A 16,947-nucleotide genomic window follows, 5' to 3' on the forward strand; every position below is an offset into this window, starting at 1 on the left:
CAGCGCGTCCATCAGAGCAGGGCGCGTGCGCGGCGTAGCTTTCGGGCGGCGAGTGTGTCAGCCGCCTACTGAATTCGGTCGGTGGCGGAGGTGGCGAAGTCTCGCCGCAAGGCTGGCGATTCGCCGGCTGCGGGAATCGGCAGACCGAAGAAGTGGCGCGCGTCGATGCAGTCCTGCGCGATGGCGTCTTTCAGTGCATCGAGCGAATCGAAGCGGGCCTCGTCGCGCAGCTTCTTCATGAATTCGACACGCACCAGCTTGCCGTAGACGCTGGCGTTGTAATCGAAAATATGCACTTCCAGCAGCACGCGGCCGGAATCGTCCACGGTCGGGCGCACGCCGATGCTGGCGACGGCCGGCAACAGCTTGTCAGTCAGCCCATGCACCTGCACGACAAAGATGCCCGATACCGCTGGCTTTTTATGGGAGATGCGCAGGTTCAGCGTCGGGAAGCCCAGCGAGCGGCCGAGCTTTTGCCCGTGCACCACGTGTCCGCTGATGGCGTAACCGTGGCCGAGCAGGCGGCGCGCGTGTTCCAGGTCACCGGCGGCCAGCGCCTCGCGCACGGCCGAGCTGGAGATGCGGATGCCGGACTCCGACACCGAGCCCATCTGCTCGACCTCGAAGCCGAACTGGGCACCGGCAGCCTGCAGATAGGTAAAGTCGCCCGCGCGCTTGGCGCCGAAGCGGAAATCGTCGCCCACCAGCAGCCAGCGCGTGTGCAGGCCGTCGACCAGCACGTTGCGCACGAACTCGTCCGGCGTCTGGCCGGCAAAGTGGGCATTGAAGTGCTCCACGACCACGCGGTCCACACCCTGGCGGCGCAGGCTTTCCAGCTTGTCGCGCAGTAGCGCGATGCGGGTCGGCGCACGGTCCGGCATGAAGAATTCGCGCGGATGCGGCTCGAAGGTCATGACCGTGAGCGGCAACCCGCGTGCGTCGGCCGCCGCGCGCGCGCGGGCCAGCAGCGACTGGTGGCCACGGTGCACGCCGTCGAAGTTGCCGATGGTCAGCGCGCAGGGCGCGCGACTTTCAGCGTTGGGCAGGCCGCGAAAGACTTTCACGAGAGGCGTCGGAGGTCGAGGAAAAAAAGAAACTGTTTTCGTGCTGGATTGGCGTGGCAATCCGCAAAAATCCAGCAAAACGCACATTATATAAGGGATTGCCCCAGCGTCGGCGGGTGCGGGGGCGAACGGGCAGGGGTGTTGCACAATCGTCCGAATGGTGTGTCCGCCCGCCGTAACCTTGCGGCACAATCCCATATCCGGTTTCTTCCCCGCCTACCTTTGAACGCCCCGTTGCGCATCTTCTTCACCAAGTTCGGGCTCGCCAGCCGCGCGCCGCTTGAACTGGACGCCCGAGCCAAGCTGCTTGCTGCCGTGCATCGCGGCGCCCCCATGGGGATCGCGGCTTCCGTCGTGCTGCCCGCCTTGACGATGGCGGCCTTCTGGGGGGATGTCTCGATCCGCCCGGCACTGCTCGGCTGGTGCCTGATCATGCTGTGCCTGACCGCCTCGGGCCTGCGCTTCTATTTCGGTTATCGCTACGACCTGACCCGCATGACGCTGGCCGCGCATACCCGCAAGTGGTGGACGGGCATGCATGTCATGTCGGCCGTGGGCGGGGTGGCGTGGGGCTGTTCGGCGGGGTTGTATCTGATGTCGCCGTCGCTGGAGTTCGGCAGCCTGCTGATGATCGTCATCATCGGGGTGGCGGCAGCGGCGGTGCTTTCGCAGGCGCCGGTGCCGTCCAGCCTGCTGATCCTGGGGACCGGCATCCTGGCGCCGCACTTCTTGCTGGCCGAGCAGGCGTTTCCTGGGCACGGGCTGTACCTGCGCGGCGTGCTGCTGTTCTTCGCGGCGCTGCTGACGCGGCATGCTGTGAACATCCACAACACGCTGGTGCGCGAAATCCAGCTTGAGAACGAAAGCCGTCAGCTCGCAAGGCGCTATCAGGACGAGAAGCAGCGCGCGCTGTCGGCGTCGGAGGAGAAGTCGCGCTTCCTGGCCGCGGCCAGCCACGACCTGCGCCAGCCGGTGCATGCGATCGTGCTGCTGGTGGAGGCGCTGCGGGCGCGCAACCAGTCAGAGTCGCTGGCGCCGCTGGTGGAGCAACTGGCTTCGGGTGCGGCCACCATCGACCTGCTGTTCCGCTCGCTGCTGGATCTGTCGAAGCTGGAAAGCCGCAAGACCTCACCGACGCTGGAGCCGGTGGATCTGGGCGAGGTCATCACCGAGGTGGTCCAGCAGTTCATGCCCGATGCGCGTGCGAAGGGGCTGACGCTCACGCAGCGCATTCCGCCGCTGCCGGTGTTCGGTATGGCGGAGCCGGTGCTGCTGCGCCGGGCGTTGTTCAACCTGCTGCAGAACGCCCTGCGCTATACCGAGCGCGGCGGCGTGATGGTGGCGCTGCGTGTGCGCCAGAAGTATCTGCGCATCGAGGTGTGGGATACCGGTATCGGTGTCGCGCCGGAGCACCAGAAAGACATTTTCTCGACGTACTACCAGGTCGAGAACCCCGAGCGCGACCCGAGCCAGGGCCTCGGCCTGGGCCTGTCGATCTACAAGGAGTGTGTGCGTTTGCTGCGCGGCACGTTTGGCGTGCGTTCGGTGCCGGGGCGGGGGTCGATGTTCTGGATGGCGTTGCGCCCGGTGCCCGCCGAGATCAAGGCGCCGCTGGCTGCCCAGCCGCGCGCCGAGCAGAAGCGTGCGGTGCTGGATCAGCCGCGCTTCTCGGGTGTGGTGCTGGTGGTGGACGACGATCCGCAGATCCGCAAGGCCTGGCACGCGCTGCTCGAAGCCTGGGGTGTGGAGGTGCACAGCGCCGCCGACGGCACTGCCGCCGATCAACTGCTCGCGAAGGGCCTGCGCCCGCAGATCATCTTCTGCGACCTGCGCCTGCCGGGTAAGGAAGACGGCCTGCAACTGCTCGAGCGCTGGCAGGTCAGCCACCCCGATGCACATGCCGTGCTGCTCACGGGCGACCGCAACTCCGCCGCCCTGGCGCGTGCCGAAGAAGCCGGCTACCTGCTGCTGGCCAAGCCGATGGACCCGAACATGCTGCGCGTGCTGCTCAAGCGCTGGCTGCGCGGGCGCGCGGCCGAACCGCAGATCGCTTACTGAGGTAGGAAGGAGGCGGCGCCGTCGAATGCGGCGCCGTGATCAGATCAGGCGATCAAGCCGCGCCGGTCAGGCGGAAGCGCTCCATGCGCGAGATGATCTGGATGCGCGTGCGCACGCCCAGCCGCTGCAGAATCGCCGAGACGTGCTCCTTGACGGTGTTCTCCGTCAGACCCAGTTGGCGCGCGATCGACTTGTTCGGCAAGCCCTCAAGCAGCAGCGCCAGCACCGAGCCCTGACGCGGCGTCAGGCCCAGTTCCGCCGGTGTGATGGGGATGCCATGCGAGGCGCTGCCCTTGCCGTTGACACCACCCATGTCGTCTTCCGACGGGAACGACGAGTCCCCGCCGAAGATGCCGGCCACCGCCTTGGAGAACGCATGCGCATCGGCGTGCTTGCCGATGAAGCCGATGGCACCCAGGGCTTGCGCCTTGGCGACGATCTCAGGCGTGTTCTCGGCCGACATGAAGGCAAAGCGTGCCTCGGGCAGCTTGCCGCGCAACTCGCGCATGGCATCGAAGCCGGTGCAGTCGGACAGCCATACGTCGAGCAGCACGACGTCCGGGCGGACGCCGTCATCGACGAGTGCCAGCGCCTGGCGGCGGCCGATCGCCGCGTGCACTTGGACTTCAGGCAAGGCTTGTGCAAGAAACGTGGTCGTGCCAGACAAGGCGAGAGGGTGGTCGTCGACCACCAGCAGGCTACGCAGCGAGCTCGTCATTCTTATTCCCCGGTGAGGGCAGTGCCCTCTTGTTGTTGTACGCGTGCCGACCCGGCGCGGGCGGTTGGCCGTCAAGCTTGATGCCGATCGGCCGTCACGGTTGTCGACCGCGCAATGTTGCGGCGCAGGATGATCGGAAGCGAGATATGCGACGGATCACCGCTGGCAGCACCCCGACCCCCGGGTGCGCGGACAATTATGGGGTCGAGATTATCAGACCGCAGCGCGGCGTGCCAACGCCTTCACGCCTGCCCCGCCCGTTTTTATCGGCACGGGAGGGATTTTGCTGAAGCCCGTCGGCTAAATACCACGCTAGCGGCAAAAGTGGGCCTGGCACGGCCATGCAGGCGCCACCCCGGGCCGTCATAGCGGATTTTCTCGGGGGAGAGCGGCGCACTTGATAAAATGCCGCGATGAAAAACATCGTCATTCTCATTTCCGGACGTGGCTCGAATATGGAAGCCATCGTTCGCGCATGTCAGGCCGAGGGTTGGCCCGGGCGCATTGCCGCCGTCGTCTCCAACCGTCCCGACGCCGCCGGCCTCAAATTTGCCGCCTCGCACGGCATTGCCACCGCGGTGGTCGACCACAAGGGCTTTCCCGACCGCGACAGTTTTGATACCGCCCTGGCGCAGGTCGTCGACGGGTTTTCGCCCGATCTGGTGGTGCTGGCGGGCTTCATGCGCATCCTGACGCCGGGCTTCGTCAATCATTACAGCGGGTGCATGCTGAACATTCATCCGTCGCTGCTGCCGTGCTTCCCCGGTCTGCATACGCACGAACAGGCGCTGGCCATGGGCGTGAAGGTGCACGGCGCGACGGTCCATTTTGTGACCGCCGAGTTGGATCACGGACCGATCGTGCTGCAGGCCGCCATCGAAGTGCGGCAGGGTGATACGCCGGAGTCGCTCGCCGGGCGGCTGCTGACGCAGGAGCATGTGATCTATCCGCGTGCCGTGCGCTGGTTTGTGGAAGGGCGCTTGCGCGTCGAACAAGGCGTGGTCCGGGTTTCGCCGGACGCGTCGCAACTTGTCATTGGCGTTGACGCCCAGGAGGCAGCATGAGTCAGGATCGTCAGCGTTCGCGCAACGGCGGTGGTAACAGCGGTGGCGGCAACAAGCGCCAGAGTTCAGGTCACGGCGCGGGTGGTGGTGGGTGGTATCGCGCGCCGCAGGGCAAGCCCCAGCAACGCAGCGCCCCGCGCCCCCGCACGGGCGTGCACGGCAGCCATTTCGAACACCTGGACAAGGTGCTCGCCCGCCTGTTGCACTTTGCTGCACCGGCCGACATGGTCGTCAGCCAGTACTTCCGTGAACACCACGAACTGGGCCACCGCGAGCGCGGCATCATCGCCGAGGCGGCATTTGCGGTGCTGCGTCGCAAGGTCGAATTCGGCCAGTTTGCTGAGAGTGGCTCCGGCCCGGCACGCCGTCGTCTGGTGGTGCTCGGTCTGCTGCAGACCGCCGGCCGCGAGGCCATCGCCCCGTTCCTGACGCCGGTCGAAGCCGAGTGGTTGGACCGCTGGGAACTCCGAGATCGTGCTGCTTTGGCGCCGCGCGTGCGCGCCAACCTGCCGGACTGGCTGTTCGACGCGCTGGTCGCGCAGCACGGCGCCGAATTTACCGAGACGCTGGCCCAAGCCTGGCTGACGCCGGCACCGCTGGACCTGCGCGTCAACACGCTCAAGGGCGAGCGCGATGCGGTGCTTGCCACGCTGGCCGAAGCCGGTATCGAAGGCGCAGTGGCGCCGCTGTCGCCGGTGGGTATTCGCCTGGCGGGCAAGCCGGCGCTGAACAAGCTCGAGATCTTCACCAACGGCACGGTCGAGGTGCAGGACGAGGGCAGCCAGCTGCTGTGCCAATTGCTTGCCCCCAAGCGCGGCGAGATGGTGGTGGACTTCTGTGCGGGCGCAGGCGGCAAGACGCTGGCGATCGGCGCGGCGATGCGCTCGACGGGGCGCTTGTACGCCTTTGACGTGTCGGAAAAACGCTTGAGCAATCTGGGCCCGCGCTTGGCTCGCAGCGGCCTGTCGAACGTGCATCCGAGCCGCATCGACAGCGAACACGACGCCAAGATCAAGCGCTTGGCTGGCAAGATCGATCGCGTGCTGGTCGATGCACCGTGCAGCGGGTTGGGTACGCTGCGTCGCAATCCGGACCTGAAGTGGCGCCAATCCGCGCAGGCGGTGGAAGAGATGTCGACCAAGCAGCAGTCGATCCTCGCTTCGGCGGCACGGCTGTTGAAGCCGGGGGGCCGCCTCGTCTACGCGACCTGCAGTGTGTTGGCGCGTGAGAACCAGCAGGTGGTCGAGCAGTTCCTGGCCGCCCATGAAGACTTCGTGCTCGTGCCCGTCGGCGAGGTGCTGGCCGCGCAGAAGATCGCGCTGGAGATGGGCCCGTACCTGGAGCTGTATCCGCAAGTGCACCAGACCGATGGCTTCTTTGCTGCCGTGCTGGAGCGTCGCGCATGAGGATGCGCCGGTTGGGTTTGCTGTTGGCCGCTGCGTTGGCCTTCAGCGCCGGCGGCATCGCCCAGGCGCGCAACACGCCGCCGGTGCAGCCGGCGAAGGGCACGGTGCAGGCCGCGTTCACGCCGGACGACGACATCGAAGGGCTGCTGGCAGATGCCATCGACCAGGCCCGCGAGCAGGTACTGGTGCAGGCCTACCTGCTCTCGAACAAGGCGATCACGCGGGCGTTGCTGGCCGCGCATCAGCGTGGTGTGGACGTTCGCGTGCTGGCCGACCGAGAGCAGATGACGCGCTCGGGTGGCAGCCGTGTGCCCGAGATCGCCAACGCCGGCATTCCTGTGTGGCTGGAGGTGCGCTACAAGAACGCGCACAACAAGGTCATCGTGGTTGACCCGCGCGGGTCGCATCCGGTGCTGGTGACCGGCAGCTTCAACTTCACACAGACCGCGCAGCGCGGCAACGCCGAGAACGTGTTGATCGTGCGCGGCGATGCGGACCTCGCGCAGCGTTACGCCGCCAACTGGCAGAAGCATGTGGGTGATGCGTTGCCGTATCGTGCCCAATGAGCGTGCGCAATAGCAGCCATCCTCAATGAACGGACTCCCACTGAACCACATCGCACTGGGCCACATGATTGGCGACATCGTCTCCGATCTGGGTGGCCCGCGCTTCATCTGGCAACTCGTGGTGCTGGTGCTGCTGCTGGGCGCCGCCTGGTTGATTGCGCGGCCGATCGCGCGGCGCCTGCATGCCGGCCACGTGAATGACACGTTCGCGCTGCGCTTTGCGTGGTCGAGCCTGGAGCGGGCGATGTTCCCGCTGATCGGCTGGCTGCTGGTGCTCGGGGCACGCTATGCCTTGGTCAGCATCATGCCGATCAGCGTGTTCCGGCTGGCCGCCGTGCCGCTGTTCGGCCTGACGATGCTCTACCTCGCGTTCTACGTGCTGCGCCGCGTGCTGTCGGCCAACGGTGAGCTGCACGGCATGCTGGTGCTCGTCCAGCGCGTGCTGACCACGCTGATGTGGATCGGCACGGTGCTCTACGTGTTGGGTGTGCTGGGCGACGTGGTCGACTATCTGGATGGCATCCGGTTCGCGATCGGCGGCAAGCAGAAGGTGAGCCTCGCAGCCATGCTGATGGGTGCGGTGTGGATCCTGCTCACCGTGCTGGTCGCGATGTGGTTCGGTTCGTGGCTGGATAACCGCATCACGCAGGCTAAGGCGCTCGACGCCAACCTGAAGGTGGTGTTGTCGCGCGTGGCCAAGGCGGTGCTGCTGCTGGTGTCGCTGCTGCTGAACCTGTCGCTGGTGGGGATCGACCTGACGGTGCTGTCGGTGTTTGGCGGTGCGTTGGGTGTGGGCCTGGGTTTCGGCTTGCAGAAGATTGCCAGCAACTATGTGTCGGGCTTCATCATCTTGCTGGAGCGCTCGCTCAAGCTGGGCGACCAGATCACGGTCAGCACCTATACCGGCATCGTCACGCAGATCCGCACGCGCTACACCGTGGTGCGCAACGGCGATGGCGACACGCTGGTGCCAAACGAATTGATGGTCGCGCAGGCCGTGCAGAACCATAACGAGCGCGGCATGGTGCGTGTGGCGGTGCGCGTGCAGGCGTCGTATGCGGCGGACCCGGAAGTCGTACTCGCGCTGCTTGTGCAATGCGCCGAGGGCGTTCCGCGCGTGCTGGCCGATCCGGCGCCGGCCGCGTTCATGGCACTGTTTGCCGACAGCGGTATCGAGTACGAATTGGGCGTGTGGATCAGTGACCCGCACAACGGCAAGCTGGGTGTGCAGTCCGGCCTGAACCGTGCCATCTATCGCCGCTTCAAGGAGGCGGGGATCGAGATTCCGTACCCACAGCGTGAAGTGCGCGTACTTGGGCCGCTGGCACTGCAGCAGGGTGCCCCAGGTGATGCAGGCGCCCCATCTGCCAATCCATCAGTGCCGACCTGATGGTCTAGCACACTGTCGTCAGGAACGATGCCCCTTTGTTTTGGGTCAAACTGACGGTTTTCCCTCATGGAATAGAGGGGCTATTCAGTTAAAATGTTGGATGCTCCCACAAAGGATCAGACGGCTCGTCGCAAAGGCTTAGCTCTAGCGACAAAGCGCCGCAAAAGCCTTGTATTGCGCAGGGGCGGAGGTCATATCATTGGCGACAGAACGCTCGCAGATGTGACGCGCAAGCCGGGTGCCAACACCCGATTCCCCGCCAAGACGACCCCACTGTCGCAACGCCGCGACAGCGGATGGCCTTAAGAGGCAGCAACGTCGCTTTCGACCTAGTCTGCCTTGATCACCCCGAGTTGACCACGGAGAACACTTTGATCGACTCCTTTCTGAATTTCCTTGCCAACGGCACCCTGGATTGGGCTTGGTGGCAAATCCTGATTTTCACGCTGGTGGTGACCCACATCACCATCGCCGCTGTCACGATTTTCCTGCACCGCTGCATGGCGCACCGTGCGCTGGATCTGCATCCGATTCCCGCGCATTTCTTCCGCTTCTGGCTGTGGCTGACCACCGGCATGGTCACCCGTGAGTGGACCGCCATCCACCGCAAGCACCACGCCAAGTGCGAAACCGAAGACGATCCGCACAGCCCGCAGACGCGCGGCATCCGCAAGGTGCTACTGGAAGGCGCCGAGCTGTATCGCGCCGAGGCCAAGAACCAGGAAACCATCCAGAAGTTCAGCCACGGCACGCCGGACGACTGGATCGAGCACAACCTGTATTCCAAGTTCACGTGGCAGGGCGTTGGCCTGATGCTGATCCTGGATGTGCTGATGTTCGGCGCGATCGGTCTGACGGTGTGGGCGGTGCAGATGCTGTGGATTCCGATCAACGCCGCCGGCATCATCAACGGCCTGGGCCACTACTGGGGCTATCGCAACTTCGACTGCGAAGACGCTTCGACCAACGTGTCGCCGTGGGGCCTGATCATCGGCGGCGAAGAGCTGCACAACAACCACCACACGTACGCCACGTCAGCCAAGTTCTCGGTCAAGTGGTACGAGTTCGACATCGGTTGGGGCTACATCCGCGCGCTGGAGATCGTTGGCTTGGCCAAGGTCAAGAAAGTGGCGCCCAAGGCACGCTTTGTGGATGCGAAGCCGGTTGACCAGAACACGCTGGAAGCCATCATCGCCAACCGCTACGACGTCATGGCCCGCTATGCCAAGACCGTCAAGGCGGCTTACCGTCAGGAACTGGCCAAGCTGAAGGACTCGCGCGACGTCGAATACCGTGCGCTGAAGCCGGCCCGTAAGTGGTTCCACCGCGACGAAACCAAGCTGGGCGCGCCGCAGCGCGAGCAGCTCTCGCAAATCGTGTCGGACCACTCGTCGCTGCACACCTTTGTTGAGATGCGCCGCGAACTGGGCGCCCTCTGGGGTCGTTCGAACGCCACGCGTGAGCAACTGCTGCACCAATTGCAGGACTGGTGCAAGCGCGCCGAGGAAAGCGGTATCCACGCACTGCAGGAATTTGCCCTGCGTTTGCGCCGCTACGCCTGAGTTTCCTGTTTCATAGGTGAAGCCCCGCTCCGCAGCGGGGCTTTTCTTTTGGGTAAACTGGCAGATCACACATTTAACTGGCCGCACGAATCGCCCACGAGAGCGCATCGCGGTACGAGTCCTCCTCACACGCCGTCCGTTTCATTGCCACGCCAGCTTCTCGGCGTCCTGCCCGGACGGGGAGACCATCATGGAAGCACACATCAAGACGGTTGAATTCGATCGCCCGGACATGCTCACCGAGGCGCAGTCCGGCGCCAGCTGCGTAGCGCACGCCTGGGCCAAGGTGCCGCCCGTGTTGTCGCGCGAGGAGCGCGATGAACTGAAGGCCCGCATCAAGCGGCTGCTCAAGGAGCGCGAGGCTGTATTGGTCGCGCATTACTACGTGGATGCCGATCTGCAGGACCTAGCCGAGGAAACCGGCGGCTGTGTGTCGGATTCGCTGGAGATGGCGCGCTTTGGCCGCGACCATTCGGCCAAGACGCTGGTGGTGGCGGGTGTGCGCTTCATGGGCGAGACCGCCAAGATCCTCAGCCCGGAAAAGACTGTGCTGATGCCGGACCTGGATGCGACCTGCTCGCTGGATCTCGGCTGCCCGCCGGATGAGTTTGCGGCTTTCTGTGACGCGCATCCGGATCGCACCGTGGTCGTTTATGCCAACACCAGTGCTGCTGTGAAGGCGCGTGCGGACTGGATGGTGACGTCCTCCATCGGTCTGAAGATCGTGAAGCACCTGCACGAGCAGGGCAAGAAGATCCTCTGGGCGCCGGACCGCCATCTCGGCAACTACATCCAGCAGCAGACCGGCGCCGACATGCTGATGTGGCAGGGCTCGTGCCTAGTGCATGACGAATTCAAGAGCGTGGAGCTGGACCTGCTGCGCGCTGAGCACCCGAACGCGAAGATCCTCGTGCATCCGGAGTCGCCGGCATCTGTGGTGGCACAGGCGGACGTGGTTGGCTCGACCTCGCAGCTGATTGCAGCGGCACAGTCGCTGCCGGCGCAGGAATTCATCGTCGCGACCGACAACGGCATCCTGCACAAGATGCGCATGGCCGCACCGGGCAAGCACTTCATCGAAGCGCCGACCGCTGGCAACAGTGCGACCTGCAAGAGCTGCGCGCACTGCCCGTGGATGGCGATGAATGCGCTCACGAATCTGGCCGAGGTACTGGAAACCGGCGCCAACGAAATTCACGTCGATCCGGCCATCGGCAAACAAGCCGTGGTCTGCATTGACCGCATGCTGGACTTCTCCGCACGCGAGAAAGCCGGGGTCCGGCCGCAGGGTGATCTGGCGGCCAATGCACAGCTCTTTCAAGGAATTGGTCCAGCATGACGGTGACTCAGATGAACGTGAACGCCGCACAGGCGATTTTCGATAGCTTTGGCCCGGCGCTGCGTGAAGCGCTGGCTGCCAATGTGACTGCCGCGATTGCCGAGGACGTTGGCACAGGTGATCGCACTGGCTTGCTGGTTCCTGCTGATCGCCATGCGCGCGCACGCGTGATCGTGCGTGAAGACGCCGTGCTGTGTGGCACGCCCTGGTTCGACGCCTGCATGCGCGCGGTGGATCCGGCGCTGCGCGTGACATGGCGCCAGCAGGAGGGCGATCGCATGGCGCCCGATTCGGTGGTGTGCGAGATCGAAGGCCCGGCGCGTTCGCTGCTGACCGCCGAGCGCCCGTCGCTGAATTTCCTGCAACTGCTCTCCGGCGTGGCGACCGCAACGGCGCGCTATGCCGATGTCATCGCAGGCACCCGTGCTCGTGTGCTCGATACGCGCAAGACGATGCCCGGTCTGCGGTTGGCGCAGAAGTACGCTGTGCGCATCGGTGGTGGCGAGAACCAGCGCCTAGCGCTGTACGACGGCATCCTCATCAAGGAAAACCACATCGCTGCAGCGGGCGGCGTGACGGCGGCCCTGCGCGCGGCGCAGGCGCTGAATGCCGGCGTGTCGATCCAGGTGGAAGTGGAAACGCTCGCGCAGCTCGATGAAGCGCTGGCGGCCGGCGCCACCTCCGTGCTGCTCGACAACTTCGAACCGCCTGCCATGCGCGAGGCTGTGCGCGTGACCGCGGGCAGGGCACTGCTGGAGGTATCCGGTGGCGTGAACATCGACACGATTCGCACGTTTGCCGAGACGGGCGTGGACCGCATCTCCGTCGGTGCGCTCACGAAGGACGTGCAAGCGACCGACTACTCTCTGCGCATTGTCGAATAAGCGGTTGAATCAGCCCGCTTAGTTCTTGCGGGCGATCTGCCGGTGGGTCGGCTGCATGACCGTCGGCAGTGCCTTGGGCAGCGTCTCAGGGTAGTCGCGCGAGAAATGCAGACCGCGGCTTTCATGCCGTGACAGCGCGCCATCGACGATGAGCGAGGCCACCTCGACGAGGTTGCGTAGCTCCAGCAGGTCGTGGCTCACGCGGAAATTCTTGTAGTACTCGGCAATCTCTTCGCGCAGCAGGGCAATGCGGTGCTGCGCGCGTTCGAGCCGCTTGTTCGTGCGCACGATGCCGACGTAGTTCCACATCATGCGGCGCAGCTCATCCCAGTTGTGCGAGACGACGACATCTTCATCGGCATCCGTGACGCGGCTTTCATCCCACGCCGGCATCTGAATCGTCGTCGGCTTCGATTGCGGTTGGGCGAGGATGTCTTCCGCCGCACCGCGCCCAATCACCATGCATTCCAGCAGCGAATTGCTCGCCAGCCGGTTGGCGCCGTGCAGACCGGTGTAGGCCGTCTCGCCCACTGCGTACAGGCCGGCAATGTCGGTGCGGCCGAGATGATCCGTCACCACGCCGCCGCACGTGTAGTGCGCGGCCGGCACCACCGGAATCGGCTCGCGCGTGATGTCGATGCCCAGTTCCAGGCAGCGCGCCAGGATGGTCGGGAAATGCTCTTTCAGGAACGCCGGGCTCTGGTGGCTGATGTCCAGGTAGACGCAGTCCAGGCCGCGCTTCTTCATTTCGAAGTCGATGGCGCGGGCGACGATGTCGCGCGGCGCCAATTCGGCTCGTTCATCGTGCGCGGGCATGAAGCGCGTGCCATCCGGCAGGATCAGCTTGCCGCCTTCACCGCGCACGGCTTCGGTAATCAGGAAGGACTTGGCGAACGGGTGATATAGGCAGGTCGGGTGGAACTGGATGAACTCCATGTTCGCCACGCGGCAGCCTGCGCGCCATGCCATGGCAATGCCGTCGCCGCTGGCTGTGTCTGGGTTCGTCGTATAGAGATAGACCTTGCCCGCACCGCCTGTGGCCATCACGGTTTGACTGGCAGTGAGCGTTTTGACGCGGCCGCTCTTGCAGTCGAGCACATACAGGCCGTGGCAGCGCATGCCCGGTTGGCCCAGCTTCGCATCGGTAATCAGGTCGATCGCGAAATGGTCTTCCAACAGCGTGATGTTCGGGTGATTGCGCACCTTTTCCACCAGCGTTGTTACCACGGCATGGCCGGTGGCATCTGCTGCGTGGATGATGCGTCGACGGCGGTGGCCGCCTTCGCGCGTGAGATGGAAGCCGAGTTCAGCCTGTTCATCGCGCGTGAACGGCACACCGTGTCCGATCAGCCATTCGATGGCTGAACGCCCGTTCTCGACGATGTAGCGCGTGGCCGCTTCGTCGCAGAGGCCAGCGCCGGCGATGAGCGTGTCGTCGACGTGTTCGTCATGGCTGTCGCTCGAATCGAGCACAGCGGCAATGCCACCCTGTGCCCAATCGCTGGCGCCTTCCGGCAGGCTGCGTTTGCTGATGACGACCACACGGCGGTGATCGGCGAGGTGCAGGGCGACGGTCAGGCCCGCCAGGCCGCTGCCGACGACGGCAACATCGAAATTCATGGAAGACGCGAGACGCTGGGCAAACGCGGCTGGCGGTAACACAGTCGCGTGTCAATCGGAAAGGGGAGCAGTGTACACCCCAGCGTACGCTAAACGACAGGCAACAAAAAACCCGCCTTGAAGCGGGTTTTTGCTGTCGGTCGTGCCGACGGAAGCAAGATATGCAATCGCGAGGATTACTTGATCTTGGTTTCCTTGTAAGCGACGTGCTTGCGGGCGACGGGATCGAACTTCATGATCTCCATCTTTTCCGGCTTGGTGCGCTTGTTCTTGGTGGTCGTGTAGAAATGACCCGTACCTGCGGTCGATTCCAGCTTGATCTTGTCGCGTCCGCCTTTGCTGGCCATGATTTAACTCCTAATTAGACTTCGCCGCGTGCGCGCAGATCCACGAGCACTTCGTCGATGCCTTTTTTATCGATCAGGCGCAGACCGGCGTTCGAGACGCGCAGGCTCACCCAGCGGTTTTCGGATTCGACCCAGAAGCGGCGGTTCTGCAGGTTCGGCAGAAAACGGCGCTTGGTCTTGTTGTTTGCGTGGGAAACGTTATTGCCGACCATCGGCGCTTTCCCGGTCACTTGACAGACGCGTGCCATGGAGCACTCCTAACAAAATTCGTTGGCTACAGTTTGCGACCGGGCGCTGGGACCAAAACCAAGCGCAGCGCCACTGTAGAGGTGGGACTTCAGCGAAACGCGGATTATACACACAAAACCGCTGGCAAATCAACGAGATCAGTGGATTGCCGTTGAGCAACGCGCGATGCGGCGTCTGCGCTACATCTTGCCGTGCTCCAGAAAACCGTAGACCGTGGTCCGGCCGACGATCATGTGATCCAGAACGATCACGTCAAGCAACGCCAGCGCGCGGCACAACTCGCGGGTCAGGACGATATCGGATTCGCTGGGCTCGGCGTGGCCAGTCGGGTGATTGTGGGCGAGGATGACGGCCGCCGCATTGTGATGTAGAGCGCGCTTGGCAATCTCGCGCGGGTAGACGCGGGCTTCGGTCAGCGTGCCACGGAACAACTCTTCCCAGGCAATCAGCCGGTGCCGCACATCCAGAAACAGGCAGGCGAAGACTTCGTGCGGGCGGTGGCCCAGCGACAGGCGCAAGAAATCCTTCACGCTCTGCGGAGATTCGAAGGTCTGGCCGTGGGTGATGTCTTCCTTGAGCGCACGCCTGGCGACTTCCAGCAGCGCATGTAGTTGCGCGTACTTGGCAGGTCCCATTCCGTTGATCGACGAAAACTCTTGCCGCGAGGCGTGGCAGAGCCGCCCGAGCGAGCCGAAATGCGCGAGCAACTCACGCGCCAGGTCGACCGCACTTTTGCCTGGCATGCCAACGCGCAGGAAGATGGCCAGCAATTCTGCATCCGACAGGATGCTCGGGCCATGGGCGAGCAGTTTTTCACGCGGCCGCTCGTGGACGGGCCAGTCGACAATTGCCATATAGATAATAGTAAGGGGGGCGTTGACGCCCGTGTGCAGCCGTGTGGAGCAGGCGCCGCGCCAGCGACCGGAGGGAGGGCTGACGTACAATAACGGGTTACTTTTTGGTCAAGCAGGTTGAGCGTGCAAGATTTGACGAATCAGGCGTCGGCAAGCGGCGCAGACAAGGTAGTTGGGGCGGATTCCTATTTGACGCTGCACTACCGCGTTGCCCTGGAAAACGACACGGACGTCGTCACCACCTTTGGTGACAAGCCCGCGACGCTGCTGCTTGGCCAGGGCCAACTGGCGCCGACGCTGGAGCAGGCGCTGTTCGGCATGCGCGAGGGCGAGCGCACGACGTTCCGCCTAGCGCCCGAGCATGCATTCGGCCCGCGCAATCCCGAGCTGCTGCAGCGCGTGTCGCTGGCCACGCTGCGCGAGAACTCCTCGTTTGAAGAGGACTACCAGCCGGGCGATCTCGTCGAGTTCAATGCACCGAGCGGCGGCAAGTACGCCGGCGTGCTGAAAGAGATTGGCGAGACCTCCGCGCTGTTCGATTTCAACCACCCGCTGGCTGGGCAGACCATCCTGTTCGAAGTCCAGCTGATCGGCATTCTGTAATGAGCACCACCATGAACACCCCGGTCGACCCAGTTACCCAGATCGATGCTGAGGTTCTGCTCGCGCAGCCGCGTGGCTTCTGTGCCGGCGTGGACCGTGCCATCGAGATCGTCGAGCGCGCGCTGCAACTGTTTGGTGCGCCGATCTACGTGCGCCACGAGATCGTGCACAACGCCTATGTGGTGGGCGATCTGCGTAACAAGGGTGCGGTGTTCGTGCAGGAGCTGGACGATGTGCCGGTGGGCGGCACGGTCATCTTCAGCGCGCATGGCGTGTCCCGCGCGGTGCGCGAGGCGGCAGAGGCGCGCGGCTTGCGCGTGTTCGATGCGACGTGCCCGCTGGTGACCAAGGTCCACGTCGAAGTCTCGAAGATGCGCTCGCAGGGCTTCGAGATCATCATGATCGGCCACAAGGGCCATCCCGAGGTGGAAGGCACCATGGGCCAGGCCGACGACGGCATGCTGCTCGTCGAGTCGGTGGACGACGTGGCGCATCTAGTGGTGAAGGACCCGACGCGCTTGGCGTATGTCACGCAGACCACGCTGTCGGTGGACGAGACGCAGGAGATCGTGGCCGCCATCAAGGCGCGCTTCCCTGCCGTGAACGAACCGAAGAAGCAGGACATCTGCTACGCCACGCAGAACCGCCAGGACGCCGTGAAGTTCATGGCGCCGCAGGTGGAGGTGGTGATCGTGGTGGGCAGCCCGAACAGCTCCAACTCGAATCGCCTGCGCGAACTGGCCGAAAAGCTGGGTGTGCCTGCCTATATGGTGGATACGCCCGAGCAGGTGAAACCTGAATGGCTGGCCGGCAAGCGCCGTGTGGGTCTTACGGCAGGCGCTTCGGCACCGGAAGAACTGGCACAGTCGATTGTCGATCGACTCAAGGCCCTGGGGGCGCGCACCGTGCGTCCGCTCGAGGGTATTCAAGAAAACATGTCCTTCCCTCTTCCGAGGGGGCTTCAAATCAATTGAAGTCGATTATGTAAATGCCCACTTAATTGTGGGTAATGCGCGCACAAAAGCGGTGCGCCCTAATGCGGTGCATAAAGCGCTTTTGACATGCGAACGGCCACTCTAACTGGAGTGGCCGTTTTGTTTTGTGCATCGCAAAAACGGCTTCAATGCCTGTAAAGCCTTGATTTACCGTGCGGATCGCCCGCCAAGCCGCGTAAATACAGGGTTTCCCCTACTCTGGCATGCTTCTTGATATGCCTGTCTGCC

16 protein-coding genes are annotated in these 16,947 nt (G+C 64.0%); 10 read left to right on the forward strand and 6 right to left on the reverse strand.

What is annotated here, in order from left to right; all coding sequences use genetic code 11:
- Positions 1–65: 65 nt before the first annotated feature.
- A complete protein-coding gene (locus tag ACS13N_RS02130) occupies positions 66–1,064 on the reverse strand; it encodes a bifunctional riboflavin kinase/FAD synthetase (protein WP_438930139.1) in 999 nt (332 codons plus the stop codon).
- A 222-nt stretch (positions 1,065–1,286) separates the two neighbouring features.
- Here ACS13N_RS02130 and ACS13N_RS02135 point away from each other — a divergent pair, with 222 nt between their 5' ends.
- On the forward strand, positions 1,287–3,122 hold the full coding sequence (locus ACS13N_RS02135) for an ATP-binding protein (protein ID WP_438930140.1): 1,836 nt from the start codon (positions 1,287–1,289) through the stop codon (positions 3,120–3,122).
- 52 nt (positions 3,123–3,174) lie between these two features.
- Here ACS13N_RS02135 and ACS13N_RS02140 read toward each other — a convergent pair whose 3' ends face one another.
- Positions 3,175–3,840, reverse strand: coding sequence for a response regulator transcription factor (locus ACS13N_RS02140; protein ID WP_438930141.1), 666 nt, complete (start codon positions 3,838–3,840; stop codon positions 3,175–3,177).
- A 413-nt stretch (positions 3,841–4,253) separates the two neighbouring features.
- Between ACS13N_RS02140 and purN the strand changes: the two genes are divergently transcribed.
- From purN to nadC, 7 genes are all read left to right on the forward strand, one after another.
- The gene (purN, locus tag ACS13N_RS02145; RefSeq protein ID WP_438930142.1) at positions 4,254–4,904 is read left to right on the forward strand and encodes a phosphoribosylglycinamide formyltransferase; all 651 of its coding nucleotides are present in this window, start codon (positions 4,254–4,256) and stop codon (positions 4,902–4,904) included.
- Positions 4,901–6,310 carry an RsmB/NOP family class I SAM-dependent RNA methyltransferase gene (locus ACS13N_RS02150; RefSeq protein WP_438930143.1) on the forward strand — a complete coding sequence of 470 codons (1,410 nt, stop codon included), beginning with the start codon at positions 4,901–4,903 and terminating at the stop codon, positions 6,308–6,310. Before purN ends, ACS13N_RS02150 begins: the two co-directional genes overlap by 4 nt.
- Positions 6,307–6,876, forward strand: a complete 570-nt coding sequence (locus tag ACS13N_RS02155; protein WP_438930144.1) for a phospholipase D family protein — start codon at positions 6,307–6,309, stop codon at positions 6,874–6,876. Before ACS13N_RS02150 ends, ACS13N_RS02155 begins: the two co-directional genes overlap by 4 nt.
- Before the next feature lie 25 nt (positions 6,877–6,901).
- The gene (locus ACS13N_RS02160) at positions 6,902–8,266 is read left to right on the forward strand and encodes a mechanosensitive ion channel family protein (RefSeq protein ID WP_438930145.1); all 1,365 of its coding nucleotides are present in this window, start codon (positions 6,902–6,904) and stop codon (positions 8,264–8,266) included.
- Between the two features lie 371 nt (positions 8,267–8,637).
- Complete coding sequence (locus ACS13N_RS02165) at positions 8,638–9,828, forward strand: DesA family fatty acid desaturase (protein WP_199033149.1); 1,191 nt, start codon at positions 8,638–8,640, stop codon at positions 9,826–9,828.
- Positions 9,829–10,018: 190 nt separating this feature from the next.
- Complete coding sequence (gene nadA / locus ACS13N_RS02170; RefSeq protein ID WP_438930146.1) at positions 10,019–11,167, forward strand: quinolinate synthase NadA; 1,149 nt, start codon at positions 10,019–10,021, stop codon at positions 11,165–11,167.
- Positions 11,164–12,051, forward strand: a complete 888-nt coding sequence (gene nadC, locus ACS13N_RS02175; RefSeq protein ID WP_438930147.1) for a carboxylating nicotinate-nucleotide diphosphorylase — start codon at positions 11,164–11,166, stop codon at positions 12,049–12,051. Before nadA ends, nadC begins: the two co-directional genes overlap by 4 nt.
- An 18-nt stretch (positions 12,052–12,069) precedes the next feature.
- Here the strand turns inward: nadC and nadB are convergent, their stop codons facing one another.
- From nadB to radC, 4 genes are all read right to left on the reverse strand, one after another.
- Complete coding sequence (gene nadB, locus ACS13N_RS02180; RefSeq protein WP_438930148.1) at positions 12,070–13,671, reverse strand: L-aspartate oxidase; 1,602 nt, start codon at positions 13,669–13,671, stop codon at positions 12,070–12,072.
- A 176-nt stretch (positions 13,672–13,847) separates the two neighbouring features.
- A complete protein-coding gene (gene rpmG, locus ACS13N_RS02185; protein WP_003262397.1) occupies positions 13,848–14,018 on the reverse strand; it encodes a 50S ribosomal protein L33 in 171 nt (56 codons plus the stop codon).
- A 14-nt stretch (positions 14,019–14,032) separates the two neighbouring features.
- Complete coding sequence (rpmB, locus tag ACS13N_RS02190; RefSeq protein ID WP_004631999.1) at positions 14,033–14,266, reverse strand: 50S ribosomal protein L28; 234 nt, start codon at positions 14,264–14,266, stop codon at positions 14,033–14,035.
- A 180-nt stretch (positions 14,267–14,446) separates the two neighbouring features.
- Entirely contained in the window at positions 14,447–15,121 is a 675-nt protein-coding gene (radC, locus tag ACS13N_RS02195) for a RadC family protein (RefSeq protein ID WP_438930149.1), read from the reverse strand.
- A gap of 123 nt (positions 15,122–15,244) precedes the next feature.
- Between radC and ACS13N_RS02200 the strand changes: the two genes are divergently transcribed.
- Together ACS13N_RS02200 and ispH are read left to right on the forward strand one after the other, a co-directional pair.
- Positions 15,245–15,724: an FKBP-type peptidyl-prolyl cis-trans isomerase gene (locus tag ACS13N_RS02200; protein WP_438930150.1), complete on the forward strand. Its 480-nt coding sequence runs from the start codon at positions 15,245–15,247 to the stop codon at positions 15,722–15,724.
- Entirely contained in the window at positions 15,724–16,698 is a 975-nt protein-coding gene (gene ispH / locus ACS13N_RS02205) for a 4-hydroxy-3-methylbut-2-enyl diphosphate reductase (protein WP_438930151.1), read from the forward strand. Before ACS13N_RS02200 ends, ispH begins: the two co-directional genes overlap by 1 nt.
- Positions 16,699–16,947: the final 249 nt, after the last annotated feature.

Origin of the sequence: Ralstonia sp. 24A2, from assembly GCF_051783885.1 — a bacterium.
GTDB lineage: Bacteria > Pseudomonadota > Gammaproteobacteria > Burkholderiales > Burkholderiaceae > Ralstonia.